The 15,683-nt window shown below is 64.4% G+C and carries 15 protein-coding genes; 11 read left to right on the top strand and 4 right to left on the bottom strand.

The features are described from left to right. Nucleotides 1–123: 123 nt before the first annotated feature. The 9 genes from LB557_RS09105 (at nt 124) to LB557_RS09065 (ending at nt 9,550) form a co-directional block, all read left to right on the top strand. Nucleotides 124–1,137 carry an SIS domain-containing protein gene (locus LB557_RS09105; RefSeq protein WP_224643643.1) on the top strand — a complete coding sequence of 338 codons (1,014 nt, stop codon included), beginning with the start codon at nt 124–126 and terminating at the stop codon, nt 1,135–1,137. A gap of 37 nt (nt 1,138–1,174) precedes the next feature. Next, complete coding sequence (locus LB557_RS09100) at nt 1,175–2,497, top strand: ABC transporter substrate-binding protein (RefSeq protein ID WP_224643644.1); 1,323 nt, start codon at nt 1,175–1,177, stop codon at nt 2,495–2,497. 4 nt (nt 2,498–2,501) lie between these two features. After that, nucleotides 2,502–3,461 carry a carbohydrate ABC transporter permease gene (locus LB557_RS09095; RefSeq protein ID WP_224527425.1) on the top strand — a complete coding sequence of 320 codons (960 nt, stop codon included), beginning with the start codon at nt 2,502–2,504 and terminating at the stop codon, nt 3,459–3,461. A gap of 5 nt (nt 3,462–3,466) precedes the next feature. Continuing rightward, entirely contained in the window at nt 3,467–4,318 is an 852-nt protein-coding gene (locus LB557_RS09090; protein ID WP_224643664.1) for a carbohydrate ABC transporter permease, read from the top strand. 19 nt (nt 4,319–4,337) lie between these two features. Beyond that, complete coding sequence (locus tag LB557_RS09085) at nt 4,338–5,192, top strand: sugar phosphate isomerase/epimerase family protein (protein WP_224643645.1); 855 nt, start codon at nt 4,338–4,340, stop codon at nt 5,190–5,192. Next, nucleotides 5,189–6,055, top strand: a complete 867-nt coding sequence (locus LB557_RS09080) for a PfkB family carbohydrate kinase (RefSeq protein WP_140789653.1) — start codon at nt 5,189–5,191, stop codon at nt 6,053–6,055. Before LB557_RS09085 ends, LB557_RS09080 begins: the two co-directional genes overlap by 4 nt. A gap of 1 nt (nt 6,056) precedes the next feature. Beyond that, nucleotides 6,057–7,472, top strand: coding sequence for an NAD(P)/FAD-dependent oxidoreductase (locus tag LB557_RS09075; protein WP_224643646.1), 1,416 nt, complete (start codon nt 6,057–6,059; stop codon nt 7,470–7,472). Between the two features lie 155 nt (nt 7,473–7,627). Beyond that, complete coding sequence (locus tag LB557_RS09070) at nt 7,628–9,124, top strand: aldehyde dehydrogenase family protein (RefSeq protein ID WP_224643647.1); 1,497 nt, start codon at nt 7,628–7,630, stop codon at nt 9,122–9,124. Between the two features lie 150 nt (nt 9,125–9,274). Then, nucleotides 9,275–9,550 carry a hypothetical protein gene (locus LB557_RS09065; RefSeq protein ID WP_224643648.1) on the top strand — a complete coding sequence of 92 codons (276 nt, stop codon included), beginning with the start codon at nt 9,275–9,277 and terminating at the stop codon, nt 9,548–9,550. A 105-nt stretch (nt 9,551–9,655) separates the two neighbouring features. Here the strand turns inward: LB557_RS09065 and LB557_RS09060 are convergent, their stop codons facing one another. Further along, nucleotides 9,656–10,156 (bottom strand): peptide deformylase, encoded by a 501-nt coding sequence (locus tag LB557_RS09060; protein WP_140665939.1) that lies wholly within the window; start codon nt 10,154–10,156, stop codon nt 9,656–9,658. Nucleotides 10,157–10,166: 10 nt separating this feature from the next. Then, on the bottom strand, nt 10,167–11,249 hold the full coding sequence (locus LB557_RS09055) for a CaiB/BaiF CoA transferase family protein (RefSeq protein WP_224643649.1): 1,083 nt from the start codon (nt 11,247–11,249) through the stop codon (nt 10,167–10,169). A gap of 105 nt (nt 11,250–11,354) precedes the next feature. On the opposite strand from LB557_RS09055, the gene LB557_RS09050 reads away from it, so the two are divergent. Then, nucleotides 11,355–12,377 (top strand): LLM class flavin-dependent oxidoreductase, encoded by a 1,023-nt coding sequence (locus tag LB557_RS09050; protein ID WP_140713849.1) that lies wholly within the window; start codon nt 11,355–11,357, stop codon nt 12,375–12,377. A 49-nt stretch (nt 12,378–12,426) separates the two neighbouring features. Beyond that, complete coding sequence (locus LB557_RS09045; protein ID WP_140713851.1) at nt 12,427–13,074, top strand: ThuA domain-containing protein; 648 nt, start codon at nt 12,427–12,429, stop codon at nt 13,072–13,074. A gap of 1 nt (nt 13,075) precedes the next feature. Here LB557_RS09045 and LB557_RS09040 read toward each other — a convergent pair whose 3' ends face one another. Continuing rightward, entirely contained in the window at nt 13,076–13,495 is a 420-nt protein-coding gene (locus LB557_RS09040) for a VOC family protein (RefSeq protein ID WP_224643650.1), read from the bottom strand. A gap of 58 nt (nt 13,496–13,553) precedes the next feature. Next, on the bottom strand, nt 13,554–15,575 hold the full coding sequence (locus tag LB557_RS09035; RefSeq protein WP_224643651.1) for an amidase: 2,022 nt from the start codon (nt 15,573–15,575) through the stop codon (nt 13,554–13,556). Nucleotides 15,576–15,683: the final 108 nt, after the last annotated feature.

Genomic DNA, 15,683 nt, shown 5'->3' with positions numbered 1-15,683 from the left:
CGTGCGTTAAATATGTGAGATCGATCTCACAATCATTCGGATCGGTGGTGGCCGTGGCGATCCGCCGGCGGTGCCTGCAACGAGCGGACGCCCTGCCGCAGCGAAAATACGAGGAAGACCTGCATGCTCAACTTTGACAAAGACCGCTTCATCAAGATCCAGAGCGGAGCCGTCTCCTTCGCCGGAGAGGCGAGGGCGCTCATGCACCGGCTGCTCGCGGATGGCGTCGAGCGGCTCTATTTCATGGGGACCGGTGGCGTGCAGCTTCTGACCCTTCCGGCCATCGAGCTGGCCGAGCGCCGTACGAGCTTCCCGGTGCGGGGAGAATATCCGGCGCAGGTCGTGCTTGATCCGCCCGCCGGGCTGGACCGGAAGTCGCTCGTGGTCATCCCGTCGCTGTCGGGCACGACCAGGGAAAGCGTGCAGCTGCTTTCCTTCCTGAAGGAGAAAGGCGTGCGCACGCTCTCGCTCACCGGCCATTCCGACACGCCACTTGCCAGGGAAGCCGATTTCACCTTCACGAACTTCGCGGAGGACGACACCTCTTCGGAATCCTTCTATCTGCAGTCGCTGCTGATTGTGCTGGCACTGCTGGCCGAGCGTGGCGAGTACGAGGACTTCGACGCCACCGTGGCCGAACTCAAGAGATTGCCCGAACTGCTGGTTGGGGCAAAGGCGGCCTACGAAAACAGCGCGGCGAAACTCGCCGACACGATCAAGAACGAAACCTATCACATTTTCACCGGCGCCGGCTCCGTCTGGCCGCAAGCCTACTATTACGGCATGTGCATTCTGGAAGAGATGCAGTGGATCAGGACCAGACCGGTCCATGCCGCCGATTTCTTCCACGGCACGCTGGAGCTGGTCGAACCGGGTGTGAGCGTATTCCTCTTCAAGGGGGAAGATGCCAGCCGTCCGCTGGGTGATCGCGTCGAAAATTTCATCAGGCGATACACCGACAAGGTGCACGTTCTCGATGCCGCGTCGGTCGAACTGCCCGGTATCTCGCCTGCTGTCCGCAAGCTGATCTCGCCGATCGTGCTGGCGACGTTGCTGGAACGCGTAAGCGCGCATCTGGAAGTGTTGCGCAATCACCCGCTGACGACGCGCCGCTACTACAAGCGCGTCGAATACTGATCACCTCACCTCATAAAAACGAAGAAGGGAACTGATCATGAGATATTCAACACAGGCGGCAATCGCCGCGCTTGCCGCGGCATCGGCACTGGGCCTGACAATGGGACAAGGTATCGGCGCCGAGGCGGTCCAGGCCGATCCGAACGCTAAGGTCGATTACCAGGGAACGCTGTCGGTCCTGACGAAATTCGGCGCGCAGCAGCTGGCGCCCTACTTCGTCGGCGTCGCCCAGGACTATGAGAAGCTTCATCCCGGCGTGAAAGTCGAACTCATCCAGGAAAGCGACGACAGCGTCAAGGATAAGACCAAAACGCTGGTCGCGTCGAACTCGCTCCCGGACATCTACTTTTCCTGGACCGGCAGCTGGGGCGGAAACTTCGTGCGCGGCCATCGCGCCGTCGACCTGACCCCGGTCATCGGGCCCGATACCGAGTGGGGCAAGACACTGACCCCGGCGGCCGTTCAGGCCTTCATGTACAATGGCAAATACTACGGCATTCCGCTCTATCTCGACGCAAAATTCATGGGCTACAACAAGCAGGCGTTCTCCAAACTCGGCCTGAGCGCGCCCAAGACCTTCGAGGAGCTCCTGTCGTCGTGCGAGACGATCCGGAAATCGGGCATGACGCCGATCTCTTTCGGCAACAAGGAAGCCTGGCCGGCAATCCACTATGTGGGGCAGCTGCTCGCCTACGACGTTCCGCAGGCGGTACTCGAGAAGGATTTCGACCCCGGCACGGCGGACTATAGCGACCCGGGCTATGTCGCCGCGCTCACCCAATACAAGCAGCTCATCGACAGTTGCACGGATGGCGGCGCCTCGGTGAACGGCACTTCCTATTCGTCGGCCATCCAGACCTTCAGCAACACGAAATCGGCCATGTATTACCAGGAAATCATCGAGTTCGATCAGAGCGCGTCGGCGGATTCCGCTTTGAAAGTATCCGATCTGGGCTTCTTTACCCTGCCTGTGCCGAACGGCGCGAAGGGCGACGCGAAAGCGATCGAAGGCGCGCCGGAAGGCTACATGATCAGTTCCGCCTCCACCAACATCCCGCTGGCGATCGACTTCATGAAATTCGTCACGTCCAAGCAGAATGGCCAGGCGCTCTCGGCTCCGCCCTACGGGCAGCCCAGCGCGACCATCGGCGGGGCGTCGGAAGCCAACATGAACCCTTCCGTCGTGGCCGGCCTCAAGGAGATCGCCTCCGCTTCCTACCTGATGCCGTGGCTGGACACGGTGAACCCGCCGCGCGTGGCCTCCGCCTGGCTGTCCAGCCTCCAGGCCCTCACCGGCGGCTCGATGACGCCGGAACAGGTCATGGAGCAGGTCAAGCAGGCGGCCGCGGCATCGAAATAGGCCAATGGCGAATCCCGGTCTGGCCAGAATGGAAGGCGCTGCCTTGAGCAACGCCAAGGGCGAGCCGGCGGCGAAAGCCGGCCGCCGGTTCCGCCACTGGGGCTCGCTCCGGTGGGTCGCCGTCGCCGTGATCCTGGTCGGCTGGTTCGTGTATTACCCGATCGTCGACAACTTTATCGTCAGCACCACCGACGAGGATATTTTTACCGGCGAGACCACGAATATCGGCCTCGCCAATTATGAGCGGCTGCTGCACGACCCGGTCGTCTGGGTGGCGTTGTGGAACAACACGCTCTACGCGTTGATCTCCATCGTCTTCCAGGTCGGCGGCGCCTTCGTGCTGGCGGCGCTGATCGAGGGGCTGGGCAGCGAGCGGCAAAGGCGCTTCTGGCGGGCGATTTATTTCATTCCGTCCGCGATCTCGATCACCGTGACCGGCCTGCTGTTTTATTTCATCTACCAGCCGGATATCGGGCTCTTGAACGCCGGGCTTAGGCGCATTGGCCTGGAACAACTCATCCAGCCCTGGCTCGGCGGCGAGCACACGGCGATCTACGCGATCATCGCGATGAGCCAGTGGCAGGGCTTCGGCTATTCGACGCTCCTGTTCGCGATCGCGATCCAGAAGATTCCGCGCGATCTCTATGATGCCGCCGTCATGGACGGAGCCGGACCGCTGCGCAGGCTGTGGAGCGTGACGCTGCCGCTGACCCGCGAGATGACCGGCCTGATGATCATCGTCACCATCACCGGCGCGTTCCAGGTGTTCAACGAGGTCATGGTCATGACCGCCGGCGGCCCCAACAACCGCAGCCAGGTGCTTGGCACGTGGCTCTACCAGCAGGGCTTCATCCAGAACAATTTCGGCTACGGCGCCGCGATCGCCGCCGTGATCTTCGCCGTGACAATGATCACCGGAGCGGCCCAGCTTTGGTACACCAGGCGCCGGAGGGTCGAGCTGTGACGGTGATGGCGGCCAGCGGGCGGACCGCGCGCCCGACCTTCGGGAGCGCTCTTGCGAAAGCCTTTCTATACTCGTTCCTGATCTGTCTCGGCATCGTCGTGCTTTATCCGCTGGTCTGGATGGCGCTCAACGGCTTCAAGGATAATGGGCAGATCTTCGGCGACCCGTTCGCGCTGCCGTCGCGGTGGACCTGGGGCAATTATGTCCAGGCCTGGAACCGGGGCGTCCGCGACTATCTGGTCTCGAGCCTGCTGGTGACCGTCGCTTCAGCGATCTGCACGGTGCTGATCAGCGCCTGGACCGCCTACGGGCTGACGCGAACGCCAATGCCCGGCAAGCCGCTTATCGTCGGCCTGGTCCTTGGCGGCCTCATGCTCAGTCCGACCGTGGCGCTGATTCCGCTGGTCCGGATGCTGCAGGCCATCGGCCTCTACAACACCTACTGGGCGCTGATCATCCTCTACACGGCGTTCCGGATTCCGTTCAGCACCTTCCTGATCCGCGCCTACATGCTTGGGCTGCCGAAGGATCTCGACGAGGCGGCCCGGATCGACGGCGCCAGCGAGGGGCAGATCTTCTGGCGCATCATCCTGCCGCTGTGCCAGCCGATCATCATCTCCTGCATCATCCTGCACGTGCTGTTTGCCTGGAACGAGTATTTGTTCGCGATGGTCTTCACCAATGGATCGGCGGTGCAGACGCTGCCCGTCGGCCTGACATCGCTGATGTCCAAGAACGGCACCAATTACGGCGTCGTCTTCGCGGCGATGACGATCTCGGCCCTGCCGATCGTCCTGCTTTTCTTCGCCGCACAGCGGTACTTCATCCGCGGCCTCTCCGAAGGCATCGGCAAATAAATCACCGGGAAGGACATCCATGCCGCAATTCAAGGTCGACCAGCTGATTGGGGCCAACTTCGCCTTCCAGCATTACGCATTCGAGCGCGTTGCCGAGATCCTTCGCGGCTTCGGCTTCAAGGAGATCGAGCTTTGGGGCATCGCGCCGCATCTCGACCTGTTTCATGCGACAGACGCGCATGTTCGATCGGTTCGCGAGATACTTGCGCAGAACGGCCTGACGGTCTGGTGCTTCACGCCCGAGCAGGTGATCTATCCGATCAACATCGCGTCGGGCGACGGCGCATACCGCCGCGACAGCGTCAGGCGGTTCTGCCGCGCGGCGGACATATGCGCCGAACTGGGCGCCCGATATTTGTTCCTGACGTCCGGGCGTGGATATGAACACGACCCGCCGCAAGAGGCGTGGGCACGGTCGGCCCAGTCGCTCGCGGAGATCGCCGCCCATGCGTCCTCGGTCGGCGTGCGCTGCCTGCTCGAGCCGCTGCAACGCGTCGAAACCAACGTCGTCACCAATGCGGCGGGCCTGCGCGAAATGCTCGATGAGATCGGCGCCGACACTGTTGATGTGGTCCTGGACACGGTCGGCATGGCCACTGCCGGCGATACCGTGGCCGACTATGTCAGGCTGTTCGGGCCGCGCCTCGCGCATGTCCAGATCGTCGACGGGCTGCCGGCGGGGCATCTTGTCTGGGGCGACGGCAAGCTTCCGATCGGCCAGTATCTCGACGACCTCGCCGCGTCGGGCTATCGGGGGAAACTGACCTTCGAGCCGTTCGGAAATGGCTCCTATGCTCTGGACCCGGTCGCGGCGTGGACACGCAATCTCAAGGCGATCGAGCCCCACATGACGCGGGCGCCGACAGCAGCATGACCGGAGGAGCATCGCCCAATCTGGTCGCCGTCGGTGACAACTGCCTCGACGTCTATCTCAACAAGGACCTCCTGACCGTCGGCGGGAACGCCCTCAACGTTGCCGTTCAATGGCGCCGCAATGGCTGGAGCGCACGCTATTTCGGCGCCGTTGGCGATGATCCTGAAGGTGAGATAACGCTCCGCGAGATCGAGACCGCCGGGCTGTCCCGCAACGATGTCGAGATGATCTCCGGCGATACTGCGGTGACCTTGCTGCGCGATCAGTCGGGCGACCGTACTTTCCTGTTCGAATCCTTCGGCGTCGGCGAGAATTACATGCCCGCGCCGCGCAACTGGCAGGTCATTTCGAAAGCCGACTGGGTGCATCTGGGCACCAATGCCAACGAGGACCTCGTGCGCCGCCTGGTTCGCGAGCGCGTGCCGTTCAGTCTCGACGTCTCGACCGCGCATCTGGCCTTGCCGCTGGAGGGCGTGCCTCTGGTCTTCGCGTCCGGTCCAGACGAGCCGAGCGTGCCAGTCGAGCCCCTCATGGCCGCGCTGCGGTCGGCCGGGGCGCGCCAGGTCGTGCTCACCTGCGGCAGCCGCGGCGCCTATTTCCGCGACAGCCAAGGCGTTCGCCATGTCGAGGCGTCGCCGACCGCCGTCGTGGACACGTGCGGTGCGGGAGACAGCTTTATCGCCACCTTCATCACCGCGTTCTGCTTCGCGGGTCTCGACGCCGACGATGCCATGCGAAAAGCCTCTCTCCATGCCAGCAGGACCTGCACGCATCTCGGCGGCTTCCCGCAGGAACCGCGCCCTATCCCCGACTGGCTGCCGCTGAAATATGCCGACGTGATCAATCGCGAGACGAGGGTCTGACATGGCCACTTTACGGATGAGACAGCCGGCGGTCGCGGCGACAGCCGATCGGTCGTTCTGGCTGCAGGACATTGCCGCTGCCCCGGCGACCCAACCCTTGGTCGGCGGCGAGCAGGCCGACGTGGTAATCGTCGGCGGCGGCTACACCGGGCTGTGGACGGCGTTGCGGATCCGCGACCTGGCTCCCGAAACCCGCGTCATGGTGCTCGAGGCCGATCAGTGCGGCTCCGGCGCTTCGGGGCGCAATGGTGGACAGGTGCATTCCTGGTTCGCCGAGCTCGATCAGATCAGCGCCGTCGTCGGCGAGGAGGAGGGGCGGGCGCTTTGCGCCGATAGCGTCGATGCCATCGCAGAGCTGAAGAAACTTCAGCGCGACGGCACGATCGATATGGATCTTCGTCTCGACGGCTGGCTGTGGACGGCCAGTTCCACCGCCCAGGAGGGAGCCTGGAACCGCGCTGTCGCGATGACCGAGGCAGCCGGGGCCAACCGCTTCCGGCAGCTGACCGGCGAGGAGATCAAGCAGCGGACCGGGTCTTCCGCCTCCTATGCCGGCGTCGTCGAGGCGAATGCCGGAACCGTGCATCCAGCCAAGCTGGCCACCGGCCTGCGCGATCTGGCGATCGCTCGCGGCGTCGTCGTCCATGAGCGCAGTCCCGTCACCGAAATCGTGCCCGGCAGGACCTGCCTGGTCCGGACCGCGCAGGGCGAGGCGCGGGCCGAGAAGGTGGTGCTGGCGGCCAATGCCTGGCTGTCGGCGCTGCCCGAACTGCGACGGCATCTCTACGTGGTCGCGAGCCAGGTGGTCGCGACCGCGGAAATCCCTGACTTGCTCGACCGGATCGGCTGGCGCGACGGAGCCTCCATCTGCGACGCGCAGCGCCAGGTCCTCTACTACCAGCGCACTCCGAAAGGCCGGGTGGTCTTCGGCCGTGGCAGCGGCAACATCGCCTATGCGGGCAATTTCGGCCAAAGCTTCAACCGCAGCCCCGAACACGGACGGGACAATATCCGCGAACTGGGCCGCGTCTACCCCGAACTGCGAGGAGTGCCGATCGACTATGATTGGGCGGGCCCGATCGACTGCGTGCCGGAGCACGTCCCCGTCTTTGACCACTTGAAGGGGCATCCCAACATTTTCTTTGGCATGGGCTACAACGGGACCGGCATTGCCCAGACACCAATCGGCGGCCGCGTCCTCGCCAGCCTTGTTCTGGAACGGAAGGATCGCTGGAGCGGCAGCGGGCTGGTGGGGATCGATCGGCGCAAGACGATGCCGCCGGAACCGTTCCGCTATCTCGGCGCCAAGCTTGTGCGCGCCGCGATCGCGCGCCGGAACGACGTCGAGATCCGCAACGGGAAGCCAGGCGCGCTGACGCGATTCCTGTCGGAACGCACGCCGGGCGGCGGGGGCTAGGCATCTTTAAACCCGCACGGACCTGCTGTTGCGCCTTTCTGTGAACGCGGGCGCGGACGCCAGCGGTCCGATTATCCGAACGCCCTTCAGCTTTCCTTGTTGAGGTCGCCCGCGCCGGGAGTAATAGTCGCCCGGGAATTCGCGAGGAGGAAGGGATGACGGTGAATTTCGACCCGAGGGCGAAGGCCACGTCGCTCTACCACGGCGAATTCCGGCCGATGTTCATCGGCGGCAAGTGGGTCACCGCGCAGTCCGGCGAGGTGATGCAGGCGCTGAATCCGGCGACCGGCGAGGTGCTGGCGACGGTGCCGCGTGGCGGAGCCGCCGATGTCGATGCGTCGGTCGCGGCGGCGGGCGCGGCTTTCGAAGGACCCTGGTCGAAATTCTCGCCCTATGAGCGGCAATGCGTGCTGCTCAGGATCGCCGACCTGTTCGAAACACATTGGGAAGAGCTCAGCGTTTCCGACACGCTCGACATGGGCCTGCCGATCACACGCACGCTGGCCAACCGGCGCCGTGTCATCGGCATGCTGCGCTTCTATGCAGGCATGGCGACGGCGCTGCATGGCGAGGCGATCGACAATTCGATCCCCGGCGAGATCGTCACCTTCACAAGGCGCGAGCCGGTTGGCGTCGTTGGCGCGATCATTCCCTGGAACGCGCCGACCGCGGCCTCGATCTGGAAGATCGCGCCGGCGCTCGCCACGGGCTGCACCATCGTGCTGAAACCGTCCGAGGAGGCATCGCTGACGCCGCTGCTGATCGCCGGGCTGATGCAGGAAGCCGGCGTGCCCGACGGCGTCGTCAACATCGTCACCGGTACCGGGGCCGAAGCGGGCGCGCGGCTCGCCGAACATCCCGACGTCAACAAGATCGTCTTCACCGGCTCGACGCTGACAGGTCAAGCGATCGCGCGGGCTGCTGTCACCAACCTCAAGCGCGTCTCGCTTGAGCTCGGCGGCAAGTCACCGATCATTGTCTGCCGCGACGCCGACATCGACAAGGCTGTCCCAATCGCGGCGATGGCGGTGTTCGTGCATTCGGGCCAGATCTGCATTGCCGGCTCGCGCCTGTTCGTGGCGCGCGAGATCCATGACGAATTCGTGCGCCGGCTGGCGGAGTTCGCCGGAAAACTGCGCATCGGCCATGGCATCGAGGCGGAGACCGAAATCGGCCCGCTCATCAATGCCAGGCAGGCCGGCAAGGTGGAAGGCTACATCAAGGCCGGCAGCGACGAAGGCGCCCAACTGGTCGCCGGCGGGGCGCGGCTGACAGGCGAACTCTATGATGGCGGCAACTTCATCGCTCCGACCGTTTTCGGCGCGGTGTCGGACACCATGACCATCGCGCGGGAGGAGATTTTCGGACCGGTTATTTCGGCGATGCCGTTCGACACGCTGGACGAGGCCGTCGCCCGCGCCAACGCGACGCCCTACGGGCTTGCGGCCGGCGTCTTCACCACTCACCTCGGCACCGCGCACAAGCTAGCCCGCCGCATCAAGGCCGGCTCGGTCTGGGTCAACATGTACCACGCCATCGATCCGGCCGTGCCTTTCGGCGGGATGAAGATGTCCGGCCATGGCCGCGAGGGCGGCATCGAGCATCTGCACGAGTATCTGGAGACCAAATCCGTCTGGATCCAGACGGACTGAGGGCGTGGCGATGTTCAGGTGAGGGCGCCCGCGGTCCGGACCCGTCGCCGCCTGCCGCGCATGGCCGGAGCAAGGCCCTTGTTCAGGAACTTTTCGTCATCTGGCGATTTTTCGATATAAGATCGAATCCCGAACAGAAGGGTGTTTGCGATGACGACGAAACGGTTGGCGATCTGCGCTCTTGCTCTCGCGATGGGCTTCGGCATGTCCTCGTCGGCATTCGCGGGCGCCAAGCACCGTCATCACCAGGACGAACAGGAGCGCTACGTTCCCGCCAATGACGATCTCATCGACTTCCTCTTCGGCGGCCCGCGCTACTATGACCAGCAGTTGTTCACAACGGCCGCTGGAGCCTGCTCCTACCACCGGACTGGTCCGGACGGTTTTGCGATAAACAAGATCAACGATCACCACTGCGGAAAATGACCGGCGGACGTTTCGTCCGCGATCAGGTTAGCACGTTGCGAACGTGACACGGTCCGCCGGCGCGGCCACGCGCCCGGCGTAACATTGCGATCCGCCCCGTGGCGTCTACGAGGTTCGCATCAGCTTGCCATAGCGCTTGATCAGCCGGTCGCGCTTGAGGCGGGTCAGCCTGTGCGTCCAGAACAGCCCGTCGAGCTGATCGATCTCATGCTGATGGCAAACCGCCAGCAGGCCCTCGGCGTCCTCGAACCGCTCACCGCCATCCAGATCCTGATAGCGAACGCGGATGCGGGCGTGCCGTTCGATGTCCTCGGTGACACCGGGCATCGAAACGCTGCCTTCCTCATGACGGATCATTTCGGTCGAGGCCTGGACGACGGCCGGATTTACATAGATCGCCGGTTTTGCCGCGGAAGGGAGCTGGATGACGACCAGCCGTTTCAGAATGCCGATGTGCGGGGCGGTGATACCGATTCCGGGGGCCGCGCGCATGGTGTCGATGAGGTCGCTGGCCAAGGCCTGCAGATCGTCGTCGAACAGCTCCACGGGTTCGGCCACGGCGCGAAGGAGGGGATTGGGGAATTTTACGATCGACCGAACTGTCATGGACCTCGCCTCAACTCGGCAAGCCTGCGCGGATTTCTGCGTCATGTTCGCCGCGCATGGGGCTCTTGGCCGGTGTCTTTTGTTCCCATCCGGAAAAGCGCGGCGCGGCCGCCGCCTGCAGGATGCTGTCCACCGTCAGCCATGTGCCGCGTGCGGCCATGTGCGGATGCTGGGCCGCTTCATGGGGGCTGAAGACTGGGCCGACACAGGCGTCCGAGCCCGCGAACAACTTGACCCATGCGTCGCGAGGTCGCGTGGCGAAGATCGCCGCCAGCCGGTCGCCCAGCTGCGGCCAGAGTTCGCGATCGAACTGGTTGGCGAATTGCGGATCGGCGGTCAAGCCAAGCCTGTCGAGGAAGAGCGTATAGAATTTAGGTTCGACGCACTGGACGCTGATGAAGCCGCCATCCGATGTCCGGTAGACGCGGCACCAATGCGGTCCGTCGAGAAGGCTGCGGCCGCGGTCGGCGGCAAGCGCGCCGGACTGTGCGAGCGACATCAGCAGGTTCATCATATGGGCCGAGCCGTCGACGATCGCCGCGTCGACGACGATGCCCTGGCCGCCGGCGCGCACGTTCATCATGGCGGCCAGCATGCCGATCACCAGATAGAGCGCCCCGCCGCCTACGTCGCCGACGAGCGTCGGCGGTGCCATGGGCGGCTCTCCCGGCAAGGAGCCGTACCAGAGCGCGCCGGACAGGCCGATATAGTTCATGTCGTGGCCGGCGGTGGCGGCCAGCGGACCGTGCTGGCCCCAGCCGGTCATGCGGCCGTAGACCAGGCGCGGATTGGCCGCGAGGCAGGCCTCCGGGCCAAGCCCGAGACGCTCCATGACGCCGGGCCGGAAACCCTCGATCAGCCCGTCGGCGGTGGCGATGAGGCGCGTCAGCACGGCCACGTCATCCAAATTCTTCAGGTCGAGCGCGATGGAGCGCTTGCCGCGATCGAGCAGCGAGCGCTGGGGCGCGCCCGGCACGGACGGCTCCCTGCGGTGGACGACGATGACATCGGCGCCGAGGTCCGCGAAAAGCATGCCGGCGAAGGGCGCCGGTCCCAGCGCCTCGATCTCGACGATGCGGATTCCCCTGAGCATCCATCCTCTCTGGTGTTGCGCGTTTAAGCTATTGCGGAGGGCGACGGTGTGTAACCCTGTTCTTTCGCCATTGAAGCATGTGCCGCCCGCATATACTTCAGAACCATGAAAAAAATTGGTTTCCTGTCATTCGGGCACTGGTCGCCCTCTTCGCAATCGCAGGTGCGTTCGGCATCCGACGCGCTGTTGCAATCGATCGATCTCGCCGTCGCCGCCGAGCAGCTCGGCGCCGACGGAGCCTATTTCCGCGTGCATCACTTCGCCCGCCAGCTCGCCTCGCCATTCCCGCTGCTGGCGGCCGTCGGCGCCAAGACCAGCCGCATCGAGATCGGCACGGCCGTCATCGACATGCGCTACGAGAATCCGCTCTACATGGCCGAGGATGCGGGCGCGGCCGACATCATCGCCGGCGGCCGGCTGCAGCTCGGCATCAGCCGCGGCTCGCCCGAGCAGGTGATCGATGGCTGGCGCTATTTCGGCTATGTGCCGCAGGAAGGCAAAAGCGACGCCGACATGGCGCGGCATCACGCCGAGGTGTTCCTCGATACGCTGCGCGGCGAAGGCTTCGCGCAGCCCAATCCACGGCCGATGTTCCCCAACCCGCCCGGCTTGCTCAGGCTCGAGCCGCATTCGGAGGGCTTGCGCGAGCGCATCTGGTGGGGCGCGGCGACCAACGCCACCTCTGAATGGGCGGCGAAGCTCGGCATGAATTTGCAGAGCTCGACGCTGAAATTCGACGAGAGCGGCAAGCCGTTCCATGTCCAGCAGGCCGAGCAGATCCGCATCTATCGCGAAGCCTGGAAGGCGGCCGGGCATGAACGCGAACCGCGCGTCTCGGTCAGCCGCAGCATCTTCGCGCTGGTCGACGACCGCGACCGCGCCTATTTCGGGCGCGGCAATGAGAGCCGCGACCAGATCGGCTTTATCGAGGAAAATACCAGGGCGATCTTCGGCCGCAGCTACGCCGCCGAGCCGGACGTGCTGATCAAGGAGCTGGCGCAGGACGAGGCGATCGCCGAGGCCGACACGCTTTTGCTCACGGTTCCCAACCAGCTCGGCGTCGACTACAACGCCCATGTCATCGAGGCGATCCTCACCCATGTCGCGCCGGCGCTAGGCTGGCGCTGACCGGTGCGGGGAGCGGTCGTCGGTCTAATGGATCGAGGGAGGTTGCCGCATGTCCAGGAAAGCCCTGATTGCCTGGGGAGGCTGGGAAGGCCACACGCCAGAGCGCAGCGCCAACATCATCCGCGACATGCTGGAGCGTAACGGCTTCGCGGTCACGCTCGGCGAGGGGACAGCGATGTTCGCCGATCCGAACCTTGCATCATTCGATCTCATCGTGCCTGTCATCACCATGTCGACGATCGAAAAGGTCGAGCTGAACAACCTGACGCAGGCGGTTCGCCTGGGGAGCGGGCTGGGCGGCTTTCACGGCACGATGGGCGACAGTTTTCGCGCGGAGCCCGACTACCAGTTCATGACCGGCGGCCAGTGGGTCGCGCATCCCGGCAACATCATCGACTACCATGTCGTCATCACCCGGCCGGACGATCCGGTCACGAAAGGCGTCAGCGATTTCGCCTACCGGTCGGAGCAATATTACATGCATGTCGACCCGGGCAACGACGTGCTGGCGACAACCACCTTCACCGACGCGCATTTTCCCGGCATCGACGGCGTCGTCATGCCGGTCGTCTGGAAGCGCCGCTATGGCGCGGGCAAGGTTTTTTACAGTTCCCTTGGCCATACGGCGGATGAGTTCGCGGTGCCGGAAATGGCGCTAATCATGGAGCGCGGTTTGCTGTGGGCCGCGCGCGACTAGCCTACCAGTCCGCGACGCGGTCGCCGCCGGTGAATTGCGCGCTTTTGCCGGTGTATTCGAACAGTTCGATCTTCACCCCGTTGGGGTCGCGCAGCCAGGCCTGGTACGTGTCGTCGCAGGCGTGCTTTTTGGCGGTGATGTCCACGCCCATGGACGCGATGTGCGCGATCGCGGCGTCGATGTCTTCGACTTCCAGGCAGAAATGGTTGATCTGATCCGTCTCGCTGAACCGCGCGCCCTCTTTCTGGAAGACCTCGACATGGCTGCGGCCGCCGCAATTGAGGTAGAAACCGAAAACCGCGCCATCGCGCAGGAAATTGAACTGGATATCCATGCCAAGGACATTTTCGTAGAAGCGCCGTGTTTCTTCCAGGTCGTTGGCGAAAATGCAGACATGGGCGAGTTGCTTGACTTTGATCATGGCTGGGTTCCGTGGCTTGGCCCGTTGTGCATGGTAAGGCGGCCCGTACGGCGCATCATCACTCGATTCCGCCGGTGACCGCGTATGCACCGGCGGTGCGCCCATCCTGAAGCCGCAAGACAGCAGTCACGATGGAGCCGTAGGAGCCGCGCCAGACGCTGTGCAGGCGCCGATGCTCGGCGGCAGGGACGAGCGCCTGCCCGGTGAACCGCATGCCGGTTCGCTGCATCTCAACGGCCTCTCCGTTGACATGGACCTTGATGCTGGCCGTTTCAGGTATCTCGCCAACCATTTCGATCGTGATGGCAATCTCATCCTGATCACCGTTAGCGCGCGTCTCGACCGCAAGCTTGATGGTTGGCGCCGGCGTCTTGCCTGTGCCGGCTTGGCCGGGATGATCCGAAAAGACATCATCAGGCAATTCAGGCGTGCGCGGCGGCTGGGTGCGGCGCTGCGTGGAACGCTCGAAATCGCCGGCCATGCAAAGCAGCCTTTCATCGTCATAGGCCTTGCCTGCGAAGGTCAGGCCGACCGGCATGCCGATGTCGGCCATTGTGCCCATCGGCACGGTGACGGTCGGGATGCCGAAATGGCGCCAGACCAGATTGCCGTTGGCGACCCAGGTGCCGTTGCGCCAGGCCAGATCGGCTGACGCCTCGTTGACGTCGGCGTCGGCCGGGCCGACATCGGCGGCGGCCGGCAGGACCACGGCATCGAGGCCTTGTGCGTCCAGCCAGTCCTCGAAGTCGATGCGTCTTGTTGCTTCGAGTCCCTTGATGCCATCCGCGATCGTGGGAATGTGGGTCAAGGGCGCGACGCCGAGCTTTGCCCGCTCGACATACTGCGCCAGATCGAAGCCGCCTTCATAGCGGTCGGGCAGCGTGCCCGGTGGCTGCGGGAAGATTTTTGGGCCGTCGACCGAGGCGAGATCGGGCAGAGCAGGGTCGGCGTTGGCGCGCAGGAAATCGTCCCAGCCCCAGATGCAGAGATCCCAGATTTCGCGGTCGGCGAAGTCCCCGGGCACCAGCCCACGCTCGACCATGGTCCGCGCGCCTGGGCGGTCGCGCTCATAGTTGGAGACGACGGGAAAGTCGACCTCGACCACTTCGGCGCCGAGCCGCCGCAGATCCGCGGCCGCCTGTTCCCAGAGATCAAGTACCGAGGCGCGGGTTTCGATCGGGCGATCTATTTCTGCGTCGCGGCCGATATACATTCTGGGTACGCCGAGCCGCTTGCCCTTCAGCGAACCCGCAAGCGTCAGGTCGGTATAACGTCGTGGCCGCATCCCGGAGCTTTTCGGCAGCGCCACCCAAGGCTGGGCGCGCCAGAAATCGCCTCGCGTTTCCGGATCGTCGGCGACGATGACGTCAAGCAGTTCCAGCATGTCGGGCACGCTGCGCGTGTGCGGCACCACGACATCCATGGTCGGCACCAAGGGCCAGTTGCCGCGCACCGAAATGACGCCGCGCGAGGGCGTGTAGGCGACCAGCGCGTTGTTGGTGGCCGGCGCACGGCCGGACGACCACGTCTCTTCGCCGAGCCCGAAGGCGCAGAAGCTGGCCGCCGTCGCGGTGCCCGAGCCGTTGGAGGAGCCCGACGCGAAGGCGGCGGTCAGATAGTCGCCATTGTAGGGGCTTTCAGCGCGGCCATAGACGCCGCGCTGCATGCCGCCATTGGCCATGGGCGGCATGTTGGTGAGGCCGATCAGCACCGCGCCGCCGGCGCGCAGCCGGGCGATGGTGAAGGCGTCCTCATTGGCGACGAGATGCTCGAAGGCGGGCGAGCCGGCAGCCACCGTCAGGCCTTTGACCTTGTAGCTGTCCTTGGCGGTGTAGGGGATGCCGTCGAGCGGGCCAAGCGTCTTTCCTTGCCGGCGCCGCTCGTCGGAAGCGGCGGCATCCTCGAACATTTCAGGGTTGAGCACCGGCACGGCGTTCAGCGCGATGCCGTGCCGGTCGAAATACGCGATCCGCCTGACATAGGCCGCGACCAGTTCGACGCTGGTGATGGCGCCGTTGTCGAGCGCTTGGCGCAATTGGTCGATCGACGCTTCGACGAGGTGAAGGCTGGTATCGGTCATCATTGGCCCCAGTGTCTGTACGCCATGGATGAGCGAGGCCGCCGGCTTCGGCAAGAGCCAATTGGAACTCTTTCGCGCCTCCCCGCAAAAATCGATTTTTTTAGGCAA

The organism is Mesorhizobium sp. BR115XR7A (assembly GCF_020165315.1).
In the GTDB taxonomy this organism is placed as follows: domain Bacteria; phylum Pseudomonadota; class Alphaproteobacteria; order Rhizobiales; family Rhizobiaceae; genus Mesorhizobium; species Mesorhizobium australicum.
The sequence above is the reverse complement of the archived record's forward strand: the minus strand, read 5'-3'. Positions and strand labels throughout refer to the sequence as shown.

Coding starts and splice junctions, on each gene's coding strand:
- LB557_RS09100 (WP_224643644.1), top strand. CDS start 1,175: ATGAGATATTCAACACAGGCGGCAATCGCCGCGCTTGCCGCGGCATCG.
- LB557_RS09105 (WP_224643643.1), top strand. CDS start 124: ATGCTCAACTTTGACAAAGACCGCTTCATCAAGATCCAGAGCGGAGCC.
- LB557_RS09040 (WP_224643650.1), bottom strand. CDS start 13,495: ATGATCAAAGTCAAGCAACTCGCCCATGTCTGCATTTTCGCCAACGAC.
- LB557_RS09035 (WP_224643651.1), bottom strand. CDS start 15,575: ATGACCGATACCAGCCTTCACCTCGTCGAAGCGTCGATCGACCAATTG.
- LB557_RS09050 (WP_140713849.1), top strand. CDS start 11,355: ATGAAAAAAATTGGTTTCCTGTCATTCGGGCACTGGTCGCCCTCTTCG.
- LB557_RS09070 (WP_224643647.1), top strand. CDS start 7,628: ATGACGGTGAATTTCGACCCGAGGGCGAAGGCCACGTCGCTCTACCAC.
- LB557_RS09090 (WP_224643664.1), top strand. CDS start 3,467: ATGGCGGCCAGCGGGCGGACCGCGCGCCCGACCTTCGGGAGCGCTCTT.
- LB557_RS09060 (WP_140665939.1), bottom strand. CDS start 10,156: ATGACAGTTCGGTCGATCGTAAAATTCCCCAATCCCCTCCTTCGCGCC.
- LB557_RS09095 (WP_224527425.1), top strand. CDS start 2,502: ATGGCGAATCCCGGTCTGGCCAGAATGGAAGGCGCTGCCTTGAGCAAC.
- LB557_RS09055 (WP_224643649.1), bottom strand. CDS start 11,249: ATGCTCAGGGGAATCCGCATCGTCGAGATCGAGGCGCTGGGACCGGCG.
- LB557_RS09075 (WP_224643646.1), top strand. CDS start 6,057: ATGGCCACTTTACGGATGAGACAGCCGGCGGTCGCGGCGACAGCCGAT.
- LB557_RS09045 (WP_140713851.1), top strand. CDS start 12,427: ATGTCCAGGAAAGCCCTGATTGCCTGGGGAGGCTGGGAAGGCCACACG.
- LB557_RS09065 (WP_224643648.1), top strand. CDS start 9,275: ATGACGACGAAACGGTTGGCGATCTGCGCTCTTGCTCTCGCGATGGGC.
- LB557_RS09085 (WP_224643645.1), top strand. CDS start 4,338: ATGCCGCAATTCAAGGTCGACCAGCTGATTGGGGCCAACTTCGCCTTC.
- LB557_RS09080 (WP_140789653.1), top strand. CDS start 5,189: ATGACCGGAGGAGCATCGCCCAATCTGGTCGCCGTCGGTGACAACTGC.